The sequence below is a fragment of the Roseobacter sp. SK209-2-6 genome (assembly GCF_000169455.1).
GTDB lineage: Bacteria > Pseudomonadota > Alphaproteobacteria > Rhodobacterales > Rhodobacteraceae > Pseudophaeobacter.
Window position 1 is genome coordinate 41,399 of sequence record NZ_AAYC01000020.1, and the last position, 17,421, is coordinate 58,819.

The 17,421-nt window shown below is 55.7% G+C and carries 15 protein-coding genes, 1 tRNA gene and 1 pseudogene; 12 read left to right on the forward strand and 5 right to left on the reverse strand.

The genetic code is table 11. From position 1 onward, the window contains the following. Positions 1–14 precede the first annotated feature (14 nt). From RSK20926_RS20985 to RSK20926_RS22240, 4 genes are all read left to right on the forward strand, one after another. Positions 15–521, forward strand: a complete 507-nt coding sequence (locus RSK20926_RS20985) for a signal transduction protein (protein WP_008209851.1) — start codon at positions 15–17, stop codon at positions 519–521. Between the two features lie 10 nt (positions 522–531). After that, positions 532–1,068 carry a cytochrome b gene (locus RSK20926_RS20990; protein WP_037256197.1) on the forward strand — a complete coding sequence of 179 codons (537 nt, stop codon included), beginning with the start codon at positions 532–534 and terminating at the stop codon, positions 1,066–1,068. 5 nt (positions 1,069–1,073) lie between these two features. Then, on the forward strand, positions 1,074–1,520 hold the full coding sequence (locus RSK20926_RS20995) for a DUF1772 domain-containing protein (RefSeq protein ID WP_008209855.1): 447 nt from the start codon (positions 1,074–1,076) through the stop codon (positions 1,518–1,520). Between the two features lie 74 nt (positions 1,521–1,594). Further along, a complete protein-coding gene (locus RSK20926_RS22240; RefSeq protein ID WP_008209857.1) occupies positions 1,595–2,743 on the forward strand; it encodes an FAD-dependent oxidoreductase in 1,149 nt (382 codons plus the stop codon). A 419-nt stretch (positions 2,744–3,162) separates the two neighbouring features. On the opposite strand, the gene RSK20926_RS22945 is transcribed toward RSK20926_RS22240, so the two are convergent. Next, entirely contained in the window at positions 3,163–3,402 is a 240-nt protein-coding gene (locus RSK20926_RS22945) for a hypothetical protein (RefSeq protein ID WP_157133208.1), read from the reverse strand. 29 nt (positions 3,403–3,431) lie between these two features. Between RSK20926_RS22945 and RSK20926_RS22665 the strand changes: the two are divergent. Then, positions 3,432–4,694: pseudogene (locus RSK20926_RS22665) on the forward strand (IS3 family transposase). 253 nt (positions 4,695–4,947) lie between these two features. Here RSK20926_RS22665 and RSK20926_RS21025 read toward each other — a convergent pair. Then, positions 4,948–5,023, reverse strand: a tRNA-Thr gene (locus RSK20926_RS21025). Between the two features lie 179 nt (positions 5,024–5,202). On the opposite strand from RSK20926_RS21025, the gene RSK20926_RS21030 reads away from it, so the two are divergent. After that, the gene (locus tag RSK20926_RS21030) at positions 5,203–6,078 is read left to right on the forward strand and encodes a hypothetical protein (RefSeq protein WP_008209861.1); all 876 of its coding nucleotides are present in this window, start codon (positions 5,203–5,205) and stop codon (positions 6,076–6,078) included. A gap of 50 nt (positions 6,079–6,128) precedes the next feature. Here RSK20926_RS21030 and RSK20926_RS21035 read toward each other — a convergent pair whose 3' ends face one another. Beyond that, on the reverse strand, positions 6,129–6,557 hold the full coding sequence (locus tag RSK20926_RS21035; protein ID WP_008209862.1) for a hypothetical protein: 429 nt from the start codon (positions 6,555–6,557) through the stop codon (positions 6,129–6,131). Between the two features lie 154 nt (positions 6,558–6,711). Here RSK20926_RS21035 and RSK20926_RS21040 point away from each other — a divergent pair, with 154 nt between their 5' ends. Together RSK20926_RS21040 and RSK20926_RS21045 are read left to right on the forward strand one after the other, a co-directional pair. After that, positions 6,712–7,701: a hypothetical protein gene (locus RSK20926_RS21040; RefSeq protein ID WP_037256203.1), complete on the forward strand. Its 990-nt coding sequence runs from the start codon at positions 6,712–6,714 to the stop codon at positions 7,699–7,701. 188 nt (positions 7,702–7,889) lie between these two features. Then, positions 7,890–9,182 (forward strand): O-acetylhomoserine aminocarboxypropyltransferase/cysteine synthase family protein, encoded by a 1,293-nt coding sequence (locus RSK20926_RS21045; protein ID WP_008209864.1) that lies wholly within the window; start codon positions 7,890–7,892, stop codon positions 9,180–9,182. A gap of 91 nt (positions 9,183–9,273) precedes the next feature. Here RSK20926_RS21045 and RSK20926_RS21050 read toward each other — a convergent pair whose 3' ends face one another. Further along, on the reverse strand, positions 9,274–9,987 hold the full coding sequence (locus RSK20926_RS21050; protein ID WP_037256205.1) for an SIMPL domain-containing protein: 714 nt from the start codon (positions 9,985–9,987) through the stop codon (positions 9,274–9,276). A 176-nt stretch (positions 9,988–10,163) separates the two neighbouring features. On the opposite strand from RSK20926_RS21050, the gene RSK20926_RS21055 reads away from it, so the two are divergent. Then, positions 10,164–12,632, forward strand: coding sequence for a hypothetical protein (locus RSK20926_RS21055; protein ID WP_008209867.1), 2,469 nt, complete (start codon positions 10,164–10,166; stop codon positions 12,630–12,632). A 94-nt stretch (positions 12,633–12,726) separates the two neighbouring features. On the opposite strand, the gene hppD is transcribed toward RSK20926_RS21055, so the two are convergent. Then, positions 12,727–13,827: a 4-hydroxyphenylpyruvate dioxygenase gene (hppD, locus tag RSK20926_RS21060; RefSeq protein ID WP_008209869.1), complete on the reverse strand. Its 1,101-nt coding sequence runs from the start codon at positions 13,825–13,827 to the stop codon at positions 12,727–12,729. 156 nt (positions 13,828–13,983) lie between these two features. On the opposite strand from hppD, the gene RSK20926_RS21065 reads away from it, so the two are divergent. The 3 genes from RSK20926_RS21065 to RSK20926_RS21075 all read left to right on the forward strand — a co-directional run. After that, the gene (locus RSK20926_RS21065) at positions 13,984–14,439 is read left to right on the forward strand and encodes an Lrp/AsnC family transcriptional regulator (RefSeq protein WP_008209870.1); all 456 of its coding nucleotides are present in this window, start codon (positions 13,984–13,986) and stop codon (positions 14,437–14,439) included. A 60-nt stretch (positions 14,440–14,499) separates the two neighbouring features. Beyond that, the gene (locus RSK20926_RS21070) at positions 14,500–15,720 is read left to right on the forward strand and encodes a PAS domain-containing protein (protein WP_008209873.1); all 1,221 of its coding nucleotides are present in this window, start codon (positions 14,500–14,502) and stop codon (positions 15,718–15,720) included. 113 nt (positions 15,721–15,833) lie between these two features. Further along, on the forward strand, positions 15,834–17,421 hold a 1,588-nt coding region (locus tag RSK20926_RS21075; RefSeq protein ID WP_008209875.1), incomplete at its 3' end, for a monovalent cation:proton antiporter-2 (CPA2) family protein.

Genomic DNA, 17,421 nt, shown 5'->3' on the forward strand with positions numbered 1-17,421 from the left:
AGGAGGAAACTAAAATGAAGTCACTGGCGACAATATCCATTCTGGCTTTGGCTCTCTCCGGTCCTGAACTGGCGCAGTCGGATGACATGACACCAGGGCGCGCGCTCGCTGAACTGGTTTACGGTTCAATGGAAGATGACCCCTCGGGTGCCGTCGACATGGGGGAATTCGTCAACTTCGGCCGGGACATCTTCGTCTCAATGGACGCTGATGAAAGCGGCTCGATCGATGCACAGGAATTCACCGATTGGGACTTCGGCTTCAACTTCATCGTCGAAGACAGCGGACAGCAGCGAGCATACGAGGCTGCACAAAAGATCCTCTTCGCGATCTGGGATCATGACGCAGACGGCGAGATCGAACGCCGCGAGTATCATAAGTCAATGCTCTGGGATTTCCGGCGCGCGGATGTCGATGACGACGCTTTCCTGACGCAGGATGAATTCTTGCGCGGCTACGTGGTCAATGTCGCCTACCGCGCCGCCATCACCGGGCAGTTGTCAAGTTTGCTCAGGAAATGAGGTTGGCTCCATGAAAAGTACATCATCAAAATACGGTTCGGTAGCAGTCGCTAGTCATTGGGTGAGCGCCATCCTCATCTTTGCCTTGCTTGGCTCCGGGTTTCGGGCGGCCTCACTTGACGAGAGCGCCGCCAAAGAGGCGATCCTGATGATCCATGCGCCATTGGGCGGCGCAATTGTTCTGCTAACGCTTCTTCGCTTGTTCTGGTGGTGGCGTGTGGATCAGAAACCAGAACCGGGGACAGCTGACCCAGCTTGGCAGATCTTTGTCGCAAAAGCGGTCCACGTGCTCTTCTACTTTGCGATCCTGGGAATGGGGGCTAGCGGTATCGGTCTGTTTGCGCTGTCCGGTGCGGGCGATGTTGTGTTCGGAGCAGGGTCAGGCCCTCTTCCCGATTTCGCGGATTATGCACCCCGTATGCCGCATGGGCTTGGTGCACGTCTGATGATGGCACTTCTTGCACTTCATGCAGGCGCGGCGCTCTACCATCACTTCATTAAGAAGGACGGGCTGCTTTGGCGCATGTGGTTCGGATCGAAAGGTTAGAGGGTATGATCAAGACCATCTTCAACATTCTCGCTATCTGTGGAGCGGCCGGGTTCTCGGGGGTCATGCTGAGCATTGGCGTCACGCTTGGTGGGTATTGGCAAAGCCTTGCACCCGACGAGTTCCTGAACTGGTTCGCCAAAAACAACCAGTTCGTGTCCAAGGCAATCCCGCTGATCGTCCTTCCGACACTGATCGGGATTGTCGGATCGGTCTGGTTCTCCTGGGGCAACGCGGACCTCAAATACTGGTTAGCAAGCGCCCTCTGCCTGCTGGTTGTGATTGTGCTGACCTTTGCTTTTTTTGTGCCGGCAAACACCGCATTTGCCGACGGGACATTGGGAGCGACGGAGGCCGCCGCCAAATTGAATCAGTGGCTCACCATCCACAACGTCAGGATCGGGTTCGCCATGATCGCTGCCATTCTCGGATGCCTTGCGATCCAGGCGTGAGCGACCACCGCCAACGAAAATATCATCGAAACGGCTTTCTGCCGCGGCAGTGCCGGTCACGAAAGGACCAAAACATGAAAACGCGCATCCATGCGATCGCGGGCGGAATTGGCCTGCTCATGATCCTCACATTCTGGACCTCGACAATCCTCTCGGAACTGTTCGGTTCCCATGACACCATCGCGATGGTGAAGGAGCTTATCCTCTACGGCATGTTCATACTGGTTCCAGCCATGGCCATTGTCGGCGCTTCCGGGGCTTCGCTTGGTGCGGGCCGGTCAGCCCAATTGGTTTCCGCCAAGAAAAAACGGATGCCGATCATCGCAGCCAACGGGTTGCTAATTCTTCTGCCAATGGCCTTCGTCCTTGAATCCAAGGCCTCTGCGGGCACGTTTGATGCCCGGTTTTATGTTCTGCAGGTCGTCGAACTTATCGCCGGGGCGACGAATATCACCCTGATGGCCATGAATGCCCGGGATGGGGTTCGGCTCACGGGCCGGAGCAAACCGCCAGCTCAGGTGAAACTGTTGGGCCGAGAGATTGTTGCGAAGGACACCATCGCTGTTCGCATAGCCAAGCCAACTGGGTTCACCTACGAGCCGGGCCAGGCGCTCCGCCTGACGATTCCGTCTGGACGCGACAAACAGGTTGGCGGCACCTCTCGCGTGCTCTCTATCGCCAGCGCGCCGCACGAAGAAAACCTCACCATTGTGACGCGACTGCGTGACAGTGCGTTCAAACAGACGATGAATACCATGCCGGAAGGGGCAGACCTGCAATTGTCCGGGCCATTGGGCAGCTTTGTTCTTCATGATGATCCGACCCGTCCGGCCGTATTCCTTGCAGGCGGTATCGGCATCACTCCATTCTTGTCGATGATCCGCCACGCAACACACACTAGCCTGCCGCACGAGATGACGCTGTTCTATTCAAACCGAACGCGTGAGGATGCCGCGATGCTGGACGAGTTGCAGGACATTGCCGTATCCAATCCGAATTTCAACTTGATTGCAGCAATGACAGGTATTCAGGAGGGCGGGACCTGGTCTGGTGAGACGGGCCGCATCGACGCGGCAATGCTGACCCGGCACCTGACGGGCCTCAAAGGATCAATCTACTATCTCGTGGGACCGAGATCGTTTGTCTCTGCTATGCGAGAGGAGCTTGTCGCAGCAGGCATCGAGAAGAACGACATGCGGTTTGAACAGTTCACTGGCTATTGAAGGGTGTGAGGTGAAGGTTTCGACCATAGGCCACCATCGCGTCAGCGCACACTCATCCTGGTTTTTGGTCCCCTAGCTGACATTAGTGATCCGCGCGCTGCATCCGGTGCTTTGGGCTCAAAGCAGACTTGCGGCGCCGCGGTAGCGCGGTTGCACCGAAGCCGCCCCAGATCTCGGCTGCCAAATGGCGCCAGCCAGCCCAAAACGGTCATCGACAGAAACTGCCTTGTTATCAATGCCGCAGTTGCGAGATTTACTGGCCTGCTTCCCGAAATCGGTCATTGAAGCACCCGGGTGTGGGATCGCCAGGGGCATGTTGAATGTTGGGTTTGTTGAACCTCGTCGCCATCCTTGCTCTGGCTACAGATTGCCTTTGCGCCTTTTTCAAAGTGAAGCGTCGATCCAATCAGTCGATCCAATCAATAGTAGTTTTGCCAAAAATCGTCGAAATCCTCATCGTGGTCGTCGTTGTCCGGTGCGAGATGCGCTCCATCGGCCTGAATCGCGAGATCAATTGCTTGGTCGATACCTTGCTCATGTTCGTCCAGCGCAGGTTGCAGTTGTTGCTCCGGCTGTTGTTCCTGTTCTTGCTGCTGTTCCAGTGCGAAGTCCGCTGCGGTGAGACGCCACCCTGAGCCTCCCCAACTGAACTGGTCCACCGCTACGTTTAGGAACCGGAGGACCAAGAATGGCAAACAAGCGACCAAAGCCCGAAGAGATTGTCTCGAAGTTGCGGCAGGTTGAAGTTCTGATGGGGCAAGGCATGCGCCGTCTGGACGCGATCAGACAGATCGGCGTTGTCGAACAGACCTATTATCGCTGGCGCAAGCAATACGGCGGAATGGGCGTAGATCAACTGAAGGAACTGAAGCGTCTTCAGAAGGAGAACGACCGGTTGAGGCGAGCTGTGTCTGACCTGACGCTCGACAAGCTGATCTTTAGGGAAGCTGCGAAGGGAGTGATGGCCGTCTAGGAATTGATCCTGTGGATCAATTCAGGCCCGAACGGGCGGAGCCCCTGAGCCCCGCTCGTCTTCGTGCTTGCATCGACCATGTCCGCAGCCAGTTCAAAGTGTCTGAGCGCAGGGCCTGCCGCACTCTGGGTCAGCATCGAACGACGCAGCGCAAGGTGCCCCAAGGCCGGGCCGATGAAGAGCGTCTGACCGACGACATCATCGAACTGGCCGACCAATAGGGGCGCTATGGCTACCGCATGGTCACTGGCCTGCTGACCAACGCAGGCTGGCCCCCTCTCGGCAGATCGCTTCGCAATTGCCTGCCGGGCAATGTGTGAACCACAAGCGGGTCGAGCGTATCTGGCGGCGTGAAGGGCAGAAGGTTCCAGCTAAGCAACCGAAGAAGGGGCGGCTCTGGCTGAATGACGGATCATGCGTGCGGCTGCGGCCGGAATATCAGAACCATGTCTGGTCCTATGACTTCGTTCATTGCCGGACAGATGACGGGAAGGCGTTCCGGACGCTGAACATCATTGATGAGCACAGCCGGGAATGCCTGGCGATCAAGGTGAAGCGAAAGCTGAACTCTGTAGACGTGATTGATGCCCTGACGGATCTGTTCATCCTGCGTGGGGCGCCAGCCTTCATCCGGTCAGACAACGGTCCTGAGTTTGTGGCTCAAGCTGCCCGGAACTGGATTGCGGCCGTGGGTGCCAAGACCACCTATATCGAGCCTGGCTCACCCCTCTCGGGACATCGCCATGCGATGCCCTGCCGGGCAGTGCATGGGAGAACGGATACTGCGAAAGCTTCAATGGCCGGTTCCGGGACGAGCTGCTCAACGGGGAGATTTTCTATACCCTGCGTGAAGCCCAGATCCTGATCGAAGAATGGAGGAAACACTACAACACCAAACGGCCACACAGTGCATTGGGCTATCGCCCGCCAGCGCCAGAGGCAATCATCCCGATGAAAAGCAGGCCAATCATCCACTAACAATCAACTTGGACCAGTCAGATGAGGCTGCTCAATCCCATTGCCCCCTTCGACCAAGTTTATCGAACCGCTTTCGATTTCCTCGGAAACCCCAGTAAATTATCGGCTTCTGAGCGTTTTGAGGACAAGCGAGCGGTGCTGAAATTGGTCTTTGCGGAGAGGTTACCCTATACCCGAAATGAGGGTTATCGAACCGCTCAAACCTCCTTTCCTTTCAAGACCTTGGAGGACTTTCGCCTGGGAAAGTTTGAAATGGTGCCCCCACACGGACTCGAACCGCGGACCTACTGATTACAAATCAGTTGCTCTACCAGCTGAGCTATAGGGGCCTTGGCGCCGGAATTATCCGCATTGATCCCAACGTTCAAGTGCCAAAAACAATGGGAGTGAAAAAAATTTGTTAGGCACAGTTCAGAGAACCTGAACACCCTCTTCTGCACTGATTTGACCTACCTTCTGCGGCAGAGTAAGCCTATCTCTAGATAAAGCGGTCAAAAGCAGGGTACAGATGCAGGTCATTTTTCATTGTGGTGTACATGACACGGAAGAAGACCGTTTGCTGACAACCCTTCAGCGCAACGAGAAGCGTTTTCGCCCGGTTGGAACGGTTGTACCGGATCCCGAAAAGTACCGCGGTTTGTTGCGCGAGGGTATTGCTGCACTTGAGAGTAACAAAGCCGAGCCTGAAACGGCTGAGACCCTGTGGCGAAGCATTCTGAACAAGAAACAAGCCAACCGGGTGATCCTGTCCAACCCGCATTTCTTTGGCTCTCGCCGCCGGGCGGTTGAACCCAATGAGTTCTACCCGGAGGCAGAAGGACGACTGGCGGCCCTGACAGAGCTATTTCCAGAGGATCAGATCCAGCTCTTCATCGCTTTGCGCAACCCCGCCAGCCTGCTTCCGGTCCTGGTCCAGCAAGCCAATCCGCAACGGCAGCGTGAAATTTTAGCAGAAGTCGATCCCTATGAGTTACAATGGTCGAGTTTGCTGAACCGTCTGCGGAGCATCGCACCGCAGGTCGCGATTACCGCCTGGTGCTTTGAGGATATGCCTCTCATTTGGGGACAGATCATTCGAGAAATGTCAGGCCTGGGTGAGAATGACAGATTAGAGGGCGGCATGGATCTGCTTGCCACCATCATGACCAAAGAAGGGATGCAGCGTCTTCGGCACTATCTAGGTCAGCACCCGGACATGGATGAAAGCCAACGCCGCCGCGTTGTGACTGCTTTTCTCGACAAATTCGCCCGTGACGAAGAAATCGAGGAGGAAATCGACCTGCCGGGATGGACCGACGAGATGGTTGATTACCTTAGCCAGCAGTATGAAGAGGACATTCGCCTTGTTGAACACATTCCGGGTGTAACCTTTATTGCCGCCTAATCAGAACAGCAGGATCTTAAATGCGCCCTCTTCAAAAAGAAGGCCTTCGCCTAGTTGCCGATAGGCTGGCCCAATCGGTTCACCGTTAGGCTCTCCCCAGTCTGATCATCATAGACGATCTCAATCCGCACGCTTTCGATCGATTTGAGAGGATACCTGCGGTAGGGGTCACCATCCCCTTCCAGAATACCATTGGGTGCCGCTTGATCCAAATGGCACGGGGGTAAGGGCCAGACCTCTGGATCTGCGCCATTTATTCCGATGCGAATTTCATTCAACCCACATCGCCAAGCCCAAAGATGGGTAACGTAAAGTAGATCCTGCCCATTGAACTCGCGCACGGAAATCCAATTGGCTTTGGTCACTGCCAGAATAGGCTTTACCTCTGCGGCAGTGGTAAACTGTGCGGCCTGAAGTGTTCCGGTAAGAAGGGGTGCTGCAACAAGGGCCGCGCAAAAGGCTGTCGTGATCTGTTTCACTCTAAAATCTCCGTCTACTGATACAATGGTGCCAGCTGCGCCGGTGAATTCAGCGTGCCAGCAGATTTACTTTTGACCCGGCGACCCCGGGCATATAGGTCATAAGACACCCAAGATGCAGCTGCCCGCAAGAGGCAGCAGACAGGAAAAAGAGATGGTGCAGCAGTCTTTTAACGTCATGATCATCGGACAGGTCGGTCGGCTTCAATATGAAGCGCTCCTCTTTGCCGCCTCCCTGCGCCAGGCCTCACCCAATTTCAAAGGCCGCCTGTTTATCGCCGTTCCACAGGCAAATGCGGCCTGGAGCAAGGACCCGAGCATTCGCAATAGCAACATTCTGGAAGCCCTGGAACGTTTGGGCGCAGAGATCCTGCCCTTTGAGAATGAGGTTTTTGGCGAAAGCTATCCCAATGGCAATAAGATCGAAGCACTGAAGGCCCTACCCAAAGGGGAGCCCTTTGTCTTTTTCGACAGTGATACGCTGATCACGGGTGAGTTACAGGATGTCCCCTTTGACTTTACCCGCCCCTCTGCTTCGCTGCGGCGCGAAGGAACCTGGCCCAAGCCAACCCTCTATGGCCCCGGATATGCCGAGATTTGGCAAGCGCTTTACAACCGGTTTGACCTGGACTTTGACAGTTCCCTCGACCTGAGCCAGCCAGAGGAGTACTGGCAACGCTTTCTCTATTTCAACGCAGGTTTCTTCTACGGAAGTTGCCCACATCTCTTTGGTGAACGGTTTTTGTCCTATGCAAAATCCGTTCGGGATGATCCCCTGCCAGAACTGATCGGACAAACGCTGGACCCCTGGCTCGATCAAGTGGTTCTGCCCCTTGTCATCCACTCCTTTGGAGGTGGGCGCGATGCGCTGCCTGCTGGCTATCTGGACGGTGAGACCAGCTGCCATTATCGCCTCTTCCCCCTGCTCTACGCCCGCGAGAGCGACCGCGTGGTTGACCTATTACATGAGATCACATCCCCGAACTGGTTGAAGAAAATTCTGAAGACCTATGAGCCGATCAAACGCATGATCTACCAGGGGCGCGGTGACAAGGTTCGAGCACTCTTTGATCGTGACCATCTTCCGCGCAGGGAACAGGCCATCCGCAACAAAATCAAATCCGAGGGTTTTTGGATCCGCTAGGCGTTCTCCTTCGGCTTTGCTACGCTTTGACGCAGCTGCGCTCTATTCGCTGAAGGTTCAAACGGAAAACTGTCCCCCAAGCCGAAAAAAAGCGAACCAAATGTTCTGAACATCTTCCTCCTGCGTTGTGTCATCAGACGTGCTGTCCTACACATTTTGCAAAGCAATTTCACAGGGAGACAGTGACGATGAGCGAAGCCCCCACCTACGGTTTTGACACTCTGCAAATTCACGCAGGCGCCCGGCCTGATCCGGCGACAGGTGCGCGCCAGACGCCAATTTATCAAAGCACCGCCTATGTGTTCCGCGATGCTGACCACGCGGCGGCCCTCTTCAACCTGCAAGAGGTCGGCTATATCTATTCCCGCCTGACCAACCCAACGGTTGCCGTTTTGCAGGAACGTCTTGCGACCCTCGAAGGTGGCGTAGGCGCGGTCTGCTGTTCCTCGGGTCATGCGGCACAGATCATGGCGCTTTTCCCTCTGATGGGACCGGGGTGCAATGTCGTGGCCTCAACCCGCCTTTATGGCGGCACGGTTACCCAGTTCAGCCAGACCATTAAGCGCTTTGGCTGGTCGGCGAAATTTGTCGATACGGATGATCTCGAAGCGGTCGCCGCTGCAATTGACGAAAACACCCGCGCGATCTTCTGCGAATCCATCGCCAACCCCGGAGGCTATGTGACCGATATCGCAGCCCTGGCAAAGGTTTCGGATGCGGCGGGCATTCCGCTGATCGTCGACAATACTTCGGCCACCCCCTACCTCTGCAATCCAATTGCGCAGGGTGCGACCCTGGTTGTGCATTCCACCACCAAATACCTGACCGGCAATGGTACTGTCACCGGCGGCGTGGTGATCGACTCCGGGAAATTTGACTGGTCCGCGAATGACAAGTTCCCTTCCCTCTCAGCACCCGAGCCAGCCTATCACGGCCTGAAATTCCATGAGACCTTTGGCGCTCTGGCCTATACCTTCCACGGTATTGCCATTGGTTTGCGTGATCTCGGCATGACCATGAACCCGCAGGCCGCGCATTACACCTTGATGGGAGTTGAGACGCTCTCACTGCGTATGCAACGCCATTGCGAAAATGCAGTAACAGTGGCCAATTGGCTCGAGCAGGATGACCGGGTCGACTATGTGACCTATGCCGGTCTCGAAAGCTCCCCTTACAATGAGCGCGCCAAGGCCTGCTACCCAAAGGGCACCGGTGGTCTCTTCACCTTTGCTGTTAAAGGCGGCTACGAATCCTGTGTTAAGTTGGTAGATTCACTAGAGATTTTCAGCCATGTGGCCAATCTTGGCGACACCCGTTCGCTGATCATCCATTCCGCTTCGACCACCCACCGGCAGTTGACACCGGAACAGCAGGAAGCCGCTGGTGCCGGACCCAATGTGGTACGTGTTTCGATCGGGATCGAAGATCCTGCCGACCTGATCGCGGATCTGGATCAGGCCCTGGCAAAAGCCTGCGGCTGACCCAAAACACCAGATGCAAAAGTGAACAGGCCGGGCAAATGCCCGGCCTGTTCATTTCGAAAAACACGTTTCATCTATGCCAACTCCGGACTTACTCGGGCTCAATCAGGTCAAACACCACCTGCACAGAGTAAGAGAACTCCAGTTCTCCCGCTTCGACGGGCATCGCACTGCTGCGCATCATCTCCATTGCCATGGCAGGGCGGCCCCCCCCAGCCCCGTGATCCGTGATGAGGCGCACGGGCCCAAGTTCCAGCCCCGCCGCCGTGGCAAGATCCACCGCTTTTTTGAAGGCATCTTCCATCGCACGATTGCGCAATTGCTCATCAAGGGCGCTTTGATCTGAAACCGAAAAGCGTAGTCCCTGAAACTGGTTGGCGCCAGCTTGCAAGACATGATCCAGAACCCCGCCCAGACGATCCAGATCGCGCACCCGGAGCATCAAGGTGTTTGAGGCAGAGAAGCCCGTGATACGCCGGTCTCCTCCGCTGTCATAGGACCCCGATTTCGACCAGATAGGATTGAGAGAAATCTGGCTGGTCTGCAAATCTCCCCCTTCGATGCCCAGAGCTCTCAGCGCTGAGATCACCTCTGTCATGTCACTTGAGACCTGCCGCATGGCCAGGCTCGCCTCTTCTGCATGATGCGTCACACCCAGCGAGATGACCGCTTGATCAGGCGCGATCTCGATCTGGCCCTGTCCGGTCACCGTCACCTCACGGCGCAGAGGCTCATCTGCAGCAGCCAAAGGCCCGGCCATCAGGCCTGCCGCCAGAACAGCCGCCAAAAATGTCTTTGTTTTCATAAAACAGACTCCTTTTGATCTTTTCAGCATGTGGCATGCAATTTCTTGCCGGCAAGGGGAAAGCCCCGTCTTTTCCTTCCCCTCGGCGGAGTCCTGCTTTATGATCCGTCGCAATAGCCTGAAAATGGACTCGTCGCGGTCCGGGCAACGATGATTTTGGATGGTTTGACCGCAATATGAAACCGGGCTTTGCACTTTCTCTTTCCGCAGAAGGTATTGTTCTGCTGCACCGCGCTGCCGGAGGCTGGCGCAATGTCGGGCAGGTTCCTCTGGAAGCGGCCGATCTCCCCAGTGATCTTGCGGCGTTGAAAGCCAAAGGGGAAGCTCTGGAGCCTGGCGGGACCTGCAAACTGATCATCCCAAATGATCAAATTCGTTATCTCAGCATCGATACCAACGGGGCTAGTGCATCAACTTGCCGCGACATGGCACGACAGGCTTTGGAAGGGGCTACCCCCTATCCGGTGGATGAGCTGGCCTTTGACCTCTCTGAGGATGGCAACCAGACACATATTGCAGCTGTCGCGCTGGAAACCCTTACCGAAGCCGAGAGCTTTGCGGTGAGCAATGGCTTTACTCCGGCCTCCTTTGTTGCCGCACCCGGTGATATGGGCTTTTTGGGAGAACCCTTCTTTGGTCCTACCGCTGCTATTGGCACCACGCTTGTTGAAGCGGATGGCATTGCGGTTGTCGATATTGGACCTGCCGAGATCCCAGTTCCTGCCGCACCCGCCACCAAGTCCGCGGACAAAGTTGACCCGCCTAAAGAAAGCGTCAACGCAGAAAAAGGCAATGCCTCTGGCACAGCGGAAGAGGCAGGAGCTGACGAGGCCGACGATCTACCCATAGCGGGCTTTAGCAGCCGCAGACGTCGCCCAGCCGCAGACGCGGGTGAAAAATCTGGCGCCGCGCCGAGCCTGCAAGGCGTGCGCAAGACCACTCCGGAAGTGACCAGCTCCGCCGCAACGCCTGCGGTCAAAACACCTGCTGGATCTAACAAAACACCGGTGGGCCCGGCCAGCAAACCCACGCCCCCCTCGACTCCATCGAAAAAAGCGCCCGCTCCGAACCCTGGCAAAGGGTCTTCGGCAGTGGCACCACCACCGGTAACGCCCCCTGCGGCTGTTAGCGCTTCCCCCCCCAACATGGCCGCAAGTGTTGCTGTTGTTGCCAAAGCTGCAGATGGCGTGGCTCCTTCAGCTACCATTGCGATTGAGGACCCCACACAGCTTGAACACAAAGCCCAACGGGGCAAGCCCCGTTTCCTCGGGCTGTTCCTGACAGCAGCGCTCTTACTCTTTATGGCGGTGATTGCGGCATTTGCGCTCTTTTCTCCAACCGGCTTTTTCTCTTCGCCCGAGCCGGGTCAACAGAGTCAACCAGAGCAGGTAGAAACCCTGCCCGCCCAAGAGACAGATGGTGAAGAGATCCTCGAAAACGATCCTGCGGAATTGCCCAATGCGATTTCTCCGCAAGAGGATATAGAGATCGGGATTGCGCCACAGGTCAGCGCTCTGCCGGATCAGCCAGATCCAGGCATTTCAGAGCTGGCCGAGCAGGCGCAACCGGAGACTGCCCCGGACCCGGATTCCCAGTCAAGCACGGATCAAGCCGTGCTTGATGCGTTAGTGGACCCGGAAAATGACCTGTTTTTGGAAGACAGCCTTGAAGAGGCCGAAACAGCCGCCGAAGCCTTTGCGGCTTTGGATCAGGCTGCTCGCTATGCGGCCACAGGAATTTGGTCAGAAGCGCCAACCATGGAGGACGCCCCTGCCCTGGTCGATTTGGACAACATCTATGTTGCATCAATCGACAATGCCAATCTGTCGCAGGATGCAGTGGCCCTGCCCGCATCGGATGGGTTTGACCCTGACGCGGCCCCTGGGGTGCAAAGTTCACCGGCGGCGGCGGGCAATGCCTTTGAGCTGGACGAACGCGGCTTGGTAATCGCAACGCCCGAAGGCACGCTCAATCCCGATGGTGTTCTCGTCTACCTTGGACGGCCAGAGGTGGTCCCTCCCCCAACGCCAGAGCGTGCAGATCCGGCAACGGTAGCTGAAGAAGCAGAGGCAGAACGCCTTGCAGTGCTGTCCAAACTGCGGCCGCGCCTGCGCCCTGGCGACCTCATCGAACGTGCGGAACGTGCGCAACTGGGCGGGCTTAGCCGTGAAGAACTGTCCAAAGTGCGCCCAAAGCTGCGCCCCCAGAGTTTGAAAACAGAAGAGCAAGAAAACCAACCGGTGAGCGCCCTTGCCGTCACCACATCCGCATCACCCCGAGCACGTCCCGCCAACTTTGCCAATCTGGTTGATCGCGCGACCCGTCAACAGGCCAATTCCGCAACCGCCGCTGCTGCAGTTGCCACCGTTGCGCCTGCCACCGTAACACCTTCGATCCCCAGCTCTGCCTCTGTGGCACGCCAGGCCACCTTGAACAACGCCATCAACCTGCGCCGCCTCAACTTGATTGGTGTCTATGGCAATCCTTCAAATCGAAGCGCCTTGATCCGCATGCCAAGCGGGCGCTTCCGCAAGGTACAGGTCGGCGACCGGCTTGACGGCGGCAAGGTTATTGCGATTAGCGAAACTCAGCTTCGCTATGAAAAACGCGGTAAAAGCACCACGTTGAAGATGCCGGGGGGCTAAATAGCAGGGCATTCGCCCGCGCTTTGCCACCTAAGCTAGCAAGATCAAAAAAGCGGGGCATCGGCCCCGCTTTTGTTTTTGCACTGATGTGCACTCATTCCGCGGCGGTGATTTCTCCGTTGGCGATCTGTTCACGCTCAATCGATTCAAAAAGCGCCTTGAAGTTGCCTTCGCCAAACCCGTCGTCGCCTTTGCGCTGGATGAACTCAAAGAAAATCGGGCCAATCACGGTTTTTGAAAAGATCTGCAGCAGGATCTTTGTTTCGCCACCGTCCACAACGCCTTCACCATCTATCAGGATGCCATGTTTCATCATCCGATCCAGTGGCTCTTCGTGGCCCACAACGCGCTCGTGGCTCATATCATAATAGGAAGCCGGAGGCGCGGGCATATACTGGATACCGCGATCCGAAATCTCATCAGTAGCTTCGTAGATATCCTCGCTTCCGACAGCGATATGCTGGATCCCCTCGCCCTTATACTTTTTCAGATAAGAAACGATCTGTCCGGTCTCACCGCGGTCTTCATTGATCGGAATCCGAATCCGGCCACAGGGTGAGGTCAAGGCACGGCTCAGAAGACCGGTGAATTTACCCTCGATATCGAAAAACCTAATCTCCTTGAAGTTGAACAGCTCTCCGTAAAACTTGAACCACTTATCCATGTTCCCTTTGTAAACATTATGGGTGAGGTGATCGAGGTAGTAGAAGCCGACTCCCCGTGGCTTGGATTGCTTCAGCCATTCGAACTCTTCGTTGTAGGGCGAGGTGTCATAATACTGGTCAATGAAGTAAAGGAGCGAGCCTCCGATGCCCTTGATCGCGGGCACATCCATTGTCTTATCATCACCCTCATAAGGTTCTGCACCCTTGGCAACAGCATGTTCAAACGCCTTTTGGGCATCAACAACACGCCAGCCCATGGAAGGGGCGCAGGGGCCGTGTTCCGCTACAAAGCCAGCGGCAAAGCTGTTTGCCTCTGCATTGAGGATATAGGTGATATCCCCCTGCTGCCAAAGTTCGATACCCGGCTTACGTTTGTGCCGAGCCACCATTTCATAGCCCATCTGCGTAAACAGCACCCGCAGTTCATCCGGGTTTTGGCTGGAAAACTCAACAAATTCAAACCCATCCGTTCCAGCGGGGTTCTCTTCGCTGATCACTGATTTTGGTGCGTTATGGGGGAATGGTCCCATCCTGTAATCCTCCTTGGGGCACGGCAGAGCCCTGGGTGCTGTTCACATCCAGAATAACGCACATCAAATGCATGTTTTGCGCATTATTTGACAGTTGCTCGCATATCTGCGCGTAATTTCCGCACCCTTTCCTGATTTACTGTAAGAAACACGCACATGCTTGACCCCACAGACACCCGCCTTCTTGCAGCTCTGCAGAAGAATGCTCATCTAACCGCGCAGGAACTGGGGGATTTGCTTAATCTCTCACCCAGTCAGGCCGGAAGGCGTCGGCAGAGGCTGGAAGCGGATGGCTTCATCGAGGCCTATTGCGCCAGGCTGGATCCTCAAAAACTGGGCCTGGTTGTCCAGGGTTTCATCCAGGTGAACCTAAGCAGCCATGGCCCCGAACAATCCGCCAGCTTTGCCACCCTGGTGCGCAGCAATGCTGAAATCACCTCTGCCTGGACCATGACCGGAGAAGCAGATTATCTCTTGCGGATCTACTGCCGGGATCTGCAGGCATTGAACCGTCTGATCCATGAGGTCCTTTTGCCACATCCTGCTGTAGCAAGAGTACAGAGCCAGATCGTTATGGCTCAATTAAAACGGGATGCACCCTTGCCGACTTAACCAGAATAGAAGGTTTGTCGATTATCAAAAGCCTGCCCACTTTAGAAATGGAACACAGCATTGTCTTTTGTTGATCGTCGCATCGAATCTCGCCCCTCGACTGGTGAAGCCCCTTTCGGCTTACATGAGGTGTTCTTTTCCCGCACGGATGAACGTGGTGTCATCCAAGCCGGGAACTATGTCTTCAAGCGCGTTGCCAACTATGAATGGGAAGACCTGATAGGCGCGCCACATAAGGTTATTCGCCATCCAGAGATGCCACGCGGCGTATTCCAGCTATTTTGGGATACCCTAAAACGAGGGGAGAGCATTGGCGCCTATGTGAAAAACAAAGCAAAAGACGGTTTGTACTATTGGGTGTTTGCTGTAGTCGTTCCCTGCCGTGGCGGTTTCCTCTCTGCACGCATTCGCCCCAGCAGCGCCTTGTTTGAGGAAGTCAAACAAGCCTATGCAGAGCTACTCCAAGCGGAGCAAAACGGCGGGATCGATCCGGAAGAAAGCGCCGAACAATTGATGAACTGGATCTCGGAAAAAGGCTTTGAGAGCTATCATCAGTTTGCCGCACATGCGCTGAGCTCTGAACTCATGGCGCGGGACGAGGGCCTGGGCAAGCCTAAGGATTTGAAGATCTCCGATCTGCACAAAATGCTGCGCAACTCGGAAACCCTGGTGTCAGAGACGCGAGGCCTGATCAAAGATTTTGATGCAATGCACACGATACCGCATAACCTGCGAGTGATTGCTTCTCGTATCGAGCCCTCGGGGGGGCCGGTCACTGTTTTGTCCCAGAACTATGGCGCTATGTCGCGCGAGATGTCTGATTGGTTTGCCACCCATGTCATGGGGGAAAACAGCAATTTCACAACTATCAAGATGGCAGTGAACAACAGCCTTTTTGTCGAAGGCATGGCCCGCATACTGACCGAATGCGAAGCACAACTGAAGAATGAACGCCGCAGTCTTGGCGATATCGACATGCCAGCCGAGCGAAAGATCCTGAGTAGTCTGGTGCAAAAGGAAACGAAACGCGCGCAGAAGAGCATGAAGGAGGTCGATCATGAGGCCGACCGCATCATGCGCGCCTGTCAGGTCATGCATCGCCAGTTTCTTGGCCTCAGCTCCACCCGAGTGCTGTGTAAGATTGAAAGCGCGCGCCTACCGGAATCCGGTGAAACCCTATCTGACATCATTGATCAGCTTGGCATCTTCCAAGAGCGTATTTCCCAGCGCTTGGATAATATCAGCAAACTCAGCAATGAAATTCGGATGCTAGATCAGTAAGCGCCTATCAATCGCGCGGCCTACCCGTGCCGACATAGAACAAACATAAAATTGCGAGCCCTGGTTGCGGTAATACTGTTGCCAAGATTCCAAGGGCTTGCGATAGTTTTCCGATGGAAACGTTTCTTTACCAGGCCTCGATTTACCTTGCAGCAGCAGTCATCGCCGTGCCCCTGGCCTCGCGCCTTGGGCTTGGCTCTGTCCTGGGCTATCTAGCTGCCGGTATCATCATCGGCCCGGTTTTGGGCCTGGTGGGGTCCGAAACTGCAGATCTGCAGCATTTTGCCGAATTCGGCGTTGTTATGATGCTGTTTCTCATCGGGCTCGAGCTCGATCCGCGCGCACTCTGGGCGATGCGGCACAAGCTGATTGGACTAGGCGGACTGCAGGTTGTCCTCAGCACACTTGCGCTGATGGCCGCCGCCATGGCTGCGGGAGAGACGATCCAGGTCAGTCTTGCCATCGGTCTTGCGCTTTCGCTCTCTTCGACCGCGATTGTTTTGCAGACCCTTTCTGAAAAAGGGCTGATGCAGACTGGTGGCGGTCGCTCTTCCTTTTCGGTCCTGCTTACGCAGGACATTGCGGTCATCCCAATTCTGGCTTTCCTACCTCTATTAGCCAGCGGGGCTACGCCCCATATCAGCAATGATGGATCCATTGCGCGCAATGATGCTTCAGGCCATGGCGCGGAGAGCCATCACGCTTTATCATTGGTCGAAGGGTTGCCTGGCTGGGCCGTCACCCTGACAACCATTGGCATGATCGCCGTGATCATTCTGGCGGGCTTCTATCTGACCCGTCCATTGTTCCGTTTTATTCACGCTGCCAACCTGCGTGAAATGTATACCGCCCTAGCCCTGCTGATTGTTGTCGGAATTTCCTTCCTGATGACTCTGGTTGGGCTTTCTCCGGCGCTTGGCGCCTTTCTTGCGGGCGTGGTTTTGGCCAACTCCGAGTTCCGCCATGAACTCGAAAGCGATCTCAACCCCTTCAAGGGGCTTTTGCTGGGGCTGTTTTTCATCACCGTTGGTGCCGGTATCAACTACCGCCTGTTCCTCGCCAGCCCTGGCGACCTGATTGGCCTTGCGCTGCTTGTGATCATTGCCAAGGGCGTAATCCTCTACTTCGTTGGTAAGGCCTTTGGACTAAAGGGGCGCAACCACTGGCTCTTCACGCTCAGCCTGGCGCAGGCGGGGGAGTTTGGTTTTGTTTTGCTGGCCTTCTCACGGCAGCAGAATGTAATCCCCGGCCCGCTGGCCGAAAAGCTTCTGCTGATCATTGCGCTTTCGATGCTGATCACACCTCTGCTGTTTATCATCTATGACCTGCTCTCGCACCGTATGGGAGGGGAAACACGGGTCGAACACGAACCGGATGAGATTGACGAGGAAGGGCCTGTGATCATCGCAGGCATCGGTCGCTTTGGTCAGATCGTCAACCGCCTGGTCCGTGCGAGTGGTTTCAAAACGATCCTGCTGGACAACAATATGCGCGCCGTGCAGCTGATGCGGCGCTTTGGGGTCAAGAGTTTCCTGGGGGATCCAACCCGGCCAGAACTTCTGAAAGCCGCCGGAATTGCCAAAGCACGCGTGCTGGTGGTGGCACTGGATGATCCGGTCAACACCGTCAAGATGGTCGCCTATGTTAAACGCACCTACCCTCATGTTCACATCGTCGCCCGCGCCTATGACCGCAACCATG

Excerpts from the sequence above, each read along its gene's own strand:
- RSK20926_RS20985 (WP_008209851.1), top strand. The coding sequence starts at position 15 with ATGAAGTCACTGGCGACAATATCCATTCTGGCTTTGGCTCTCTCCGGT.
- RSK20926_RS20990 (WP_037256197.1), top strand. The coding sequence starts at position 532 with ATGAAAAGTACATCATCAAAATACGGTTCGGTAGCAGTCGCTAGTCAT.
- RSK20926_RS20995 (WP_008209855.1), top strand. The coding sequence starts at position 1,074 with ATGATCAAGACCATCTTCAACATTCTCGCTATCTGTGGAGCGGCCGGG.
- RSK20926_RS22240 (WP_008209857.1), top strand. The coding sequence starts at position 1,595 with ATGAAAACGCGCATCCATGCGATCGCGGGCGGAATTGGCCTGCTCATG.
- RSK20926_RS21030 (WP_008209861.1), top strand. The coding sequence starts at position 5,203 with ATGCAGGTCATTTTTCATTGTGGTGTACATGACACGGAAGAAGACCGT.
- RSK20926_RS21040 (WP_037256203.1), top strand. The coding sequence starts at position 6,712 with ATGGTGCAGCAGTCTTTTAACGTCATGATCATCGGACAGGTCGGTCGG.
- RSK20926_RS21045 (WP_008209864.1), top strand. The coding sequence starts at position 7,890 with ATGAGCGAAGCCCCCACCTACGGTTTTGACACTCTGCAAATTCACGCA.
- RSK20926_RS21050 (WP_037256205.1), bottom strand. The coding sequence starts at position 9,987 with ATGAAAACAAAGACATTTTTGGCGGCTGTTCTGGCGGCAGGCCTGATG.
- RSK20926_RS21055 (WP_008209867.1), top strand. The coding sequence starts at position 10,164 with ATGAAACCGGGCTTTGCACTTTCTCTTTCCGCAGAAGGTATTGTTCTG.
- hppD (WP_008209869.1), bottom strand. The coding sequence starts at position 13,827 with ATGGGACCATTCCCCCATAACGCACCAAAATCAGTGATCAGCGAAGAG.
- RSK20926_RS21065 (WP_008209870.1), top strand. The coding sequence starts at position 13,984 with ATGCTTGACCCCACAGACACCCGCCTTCTTGCAGCTCTGCAGAAGAAT.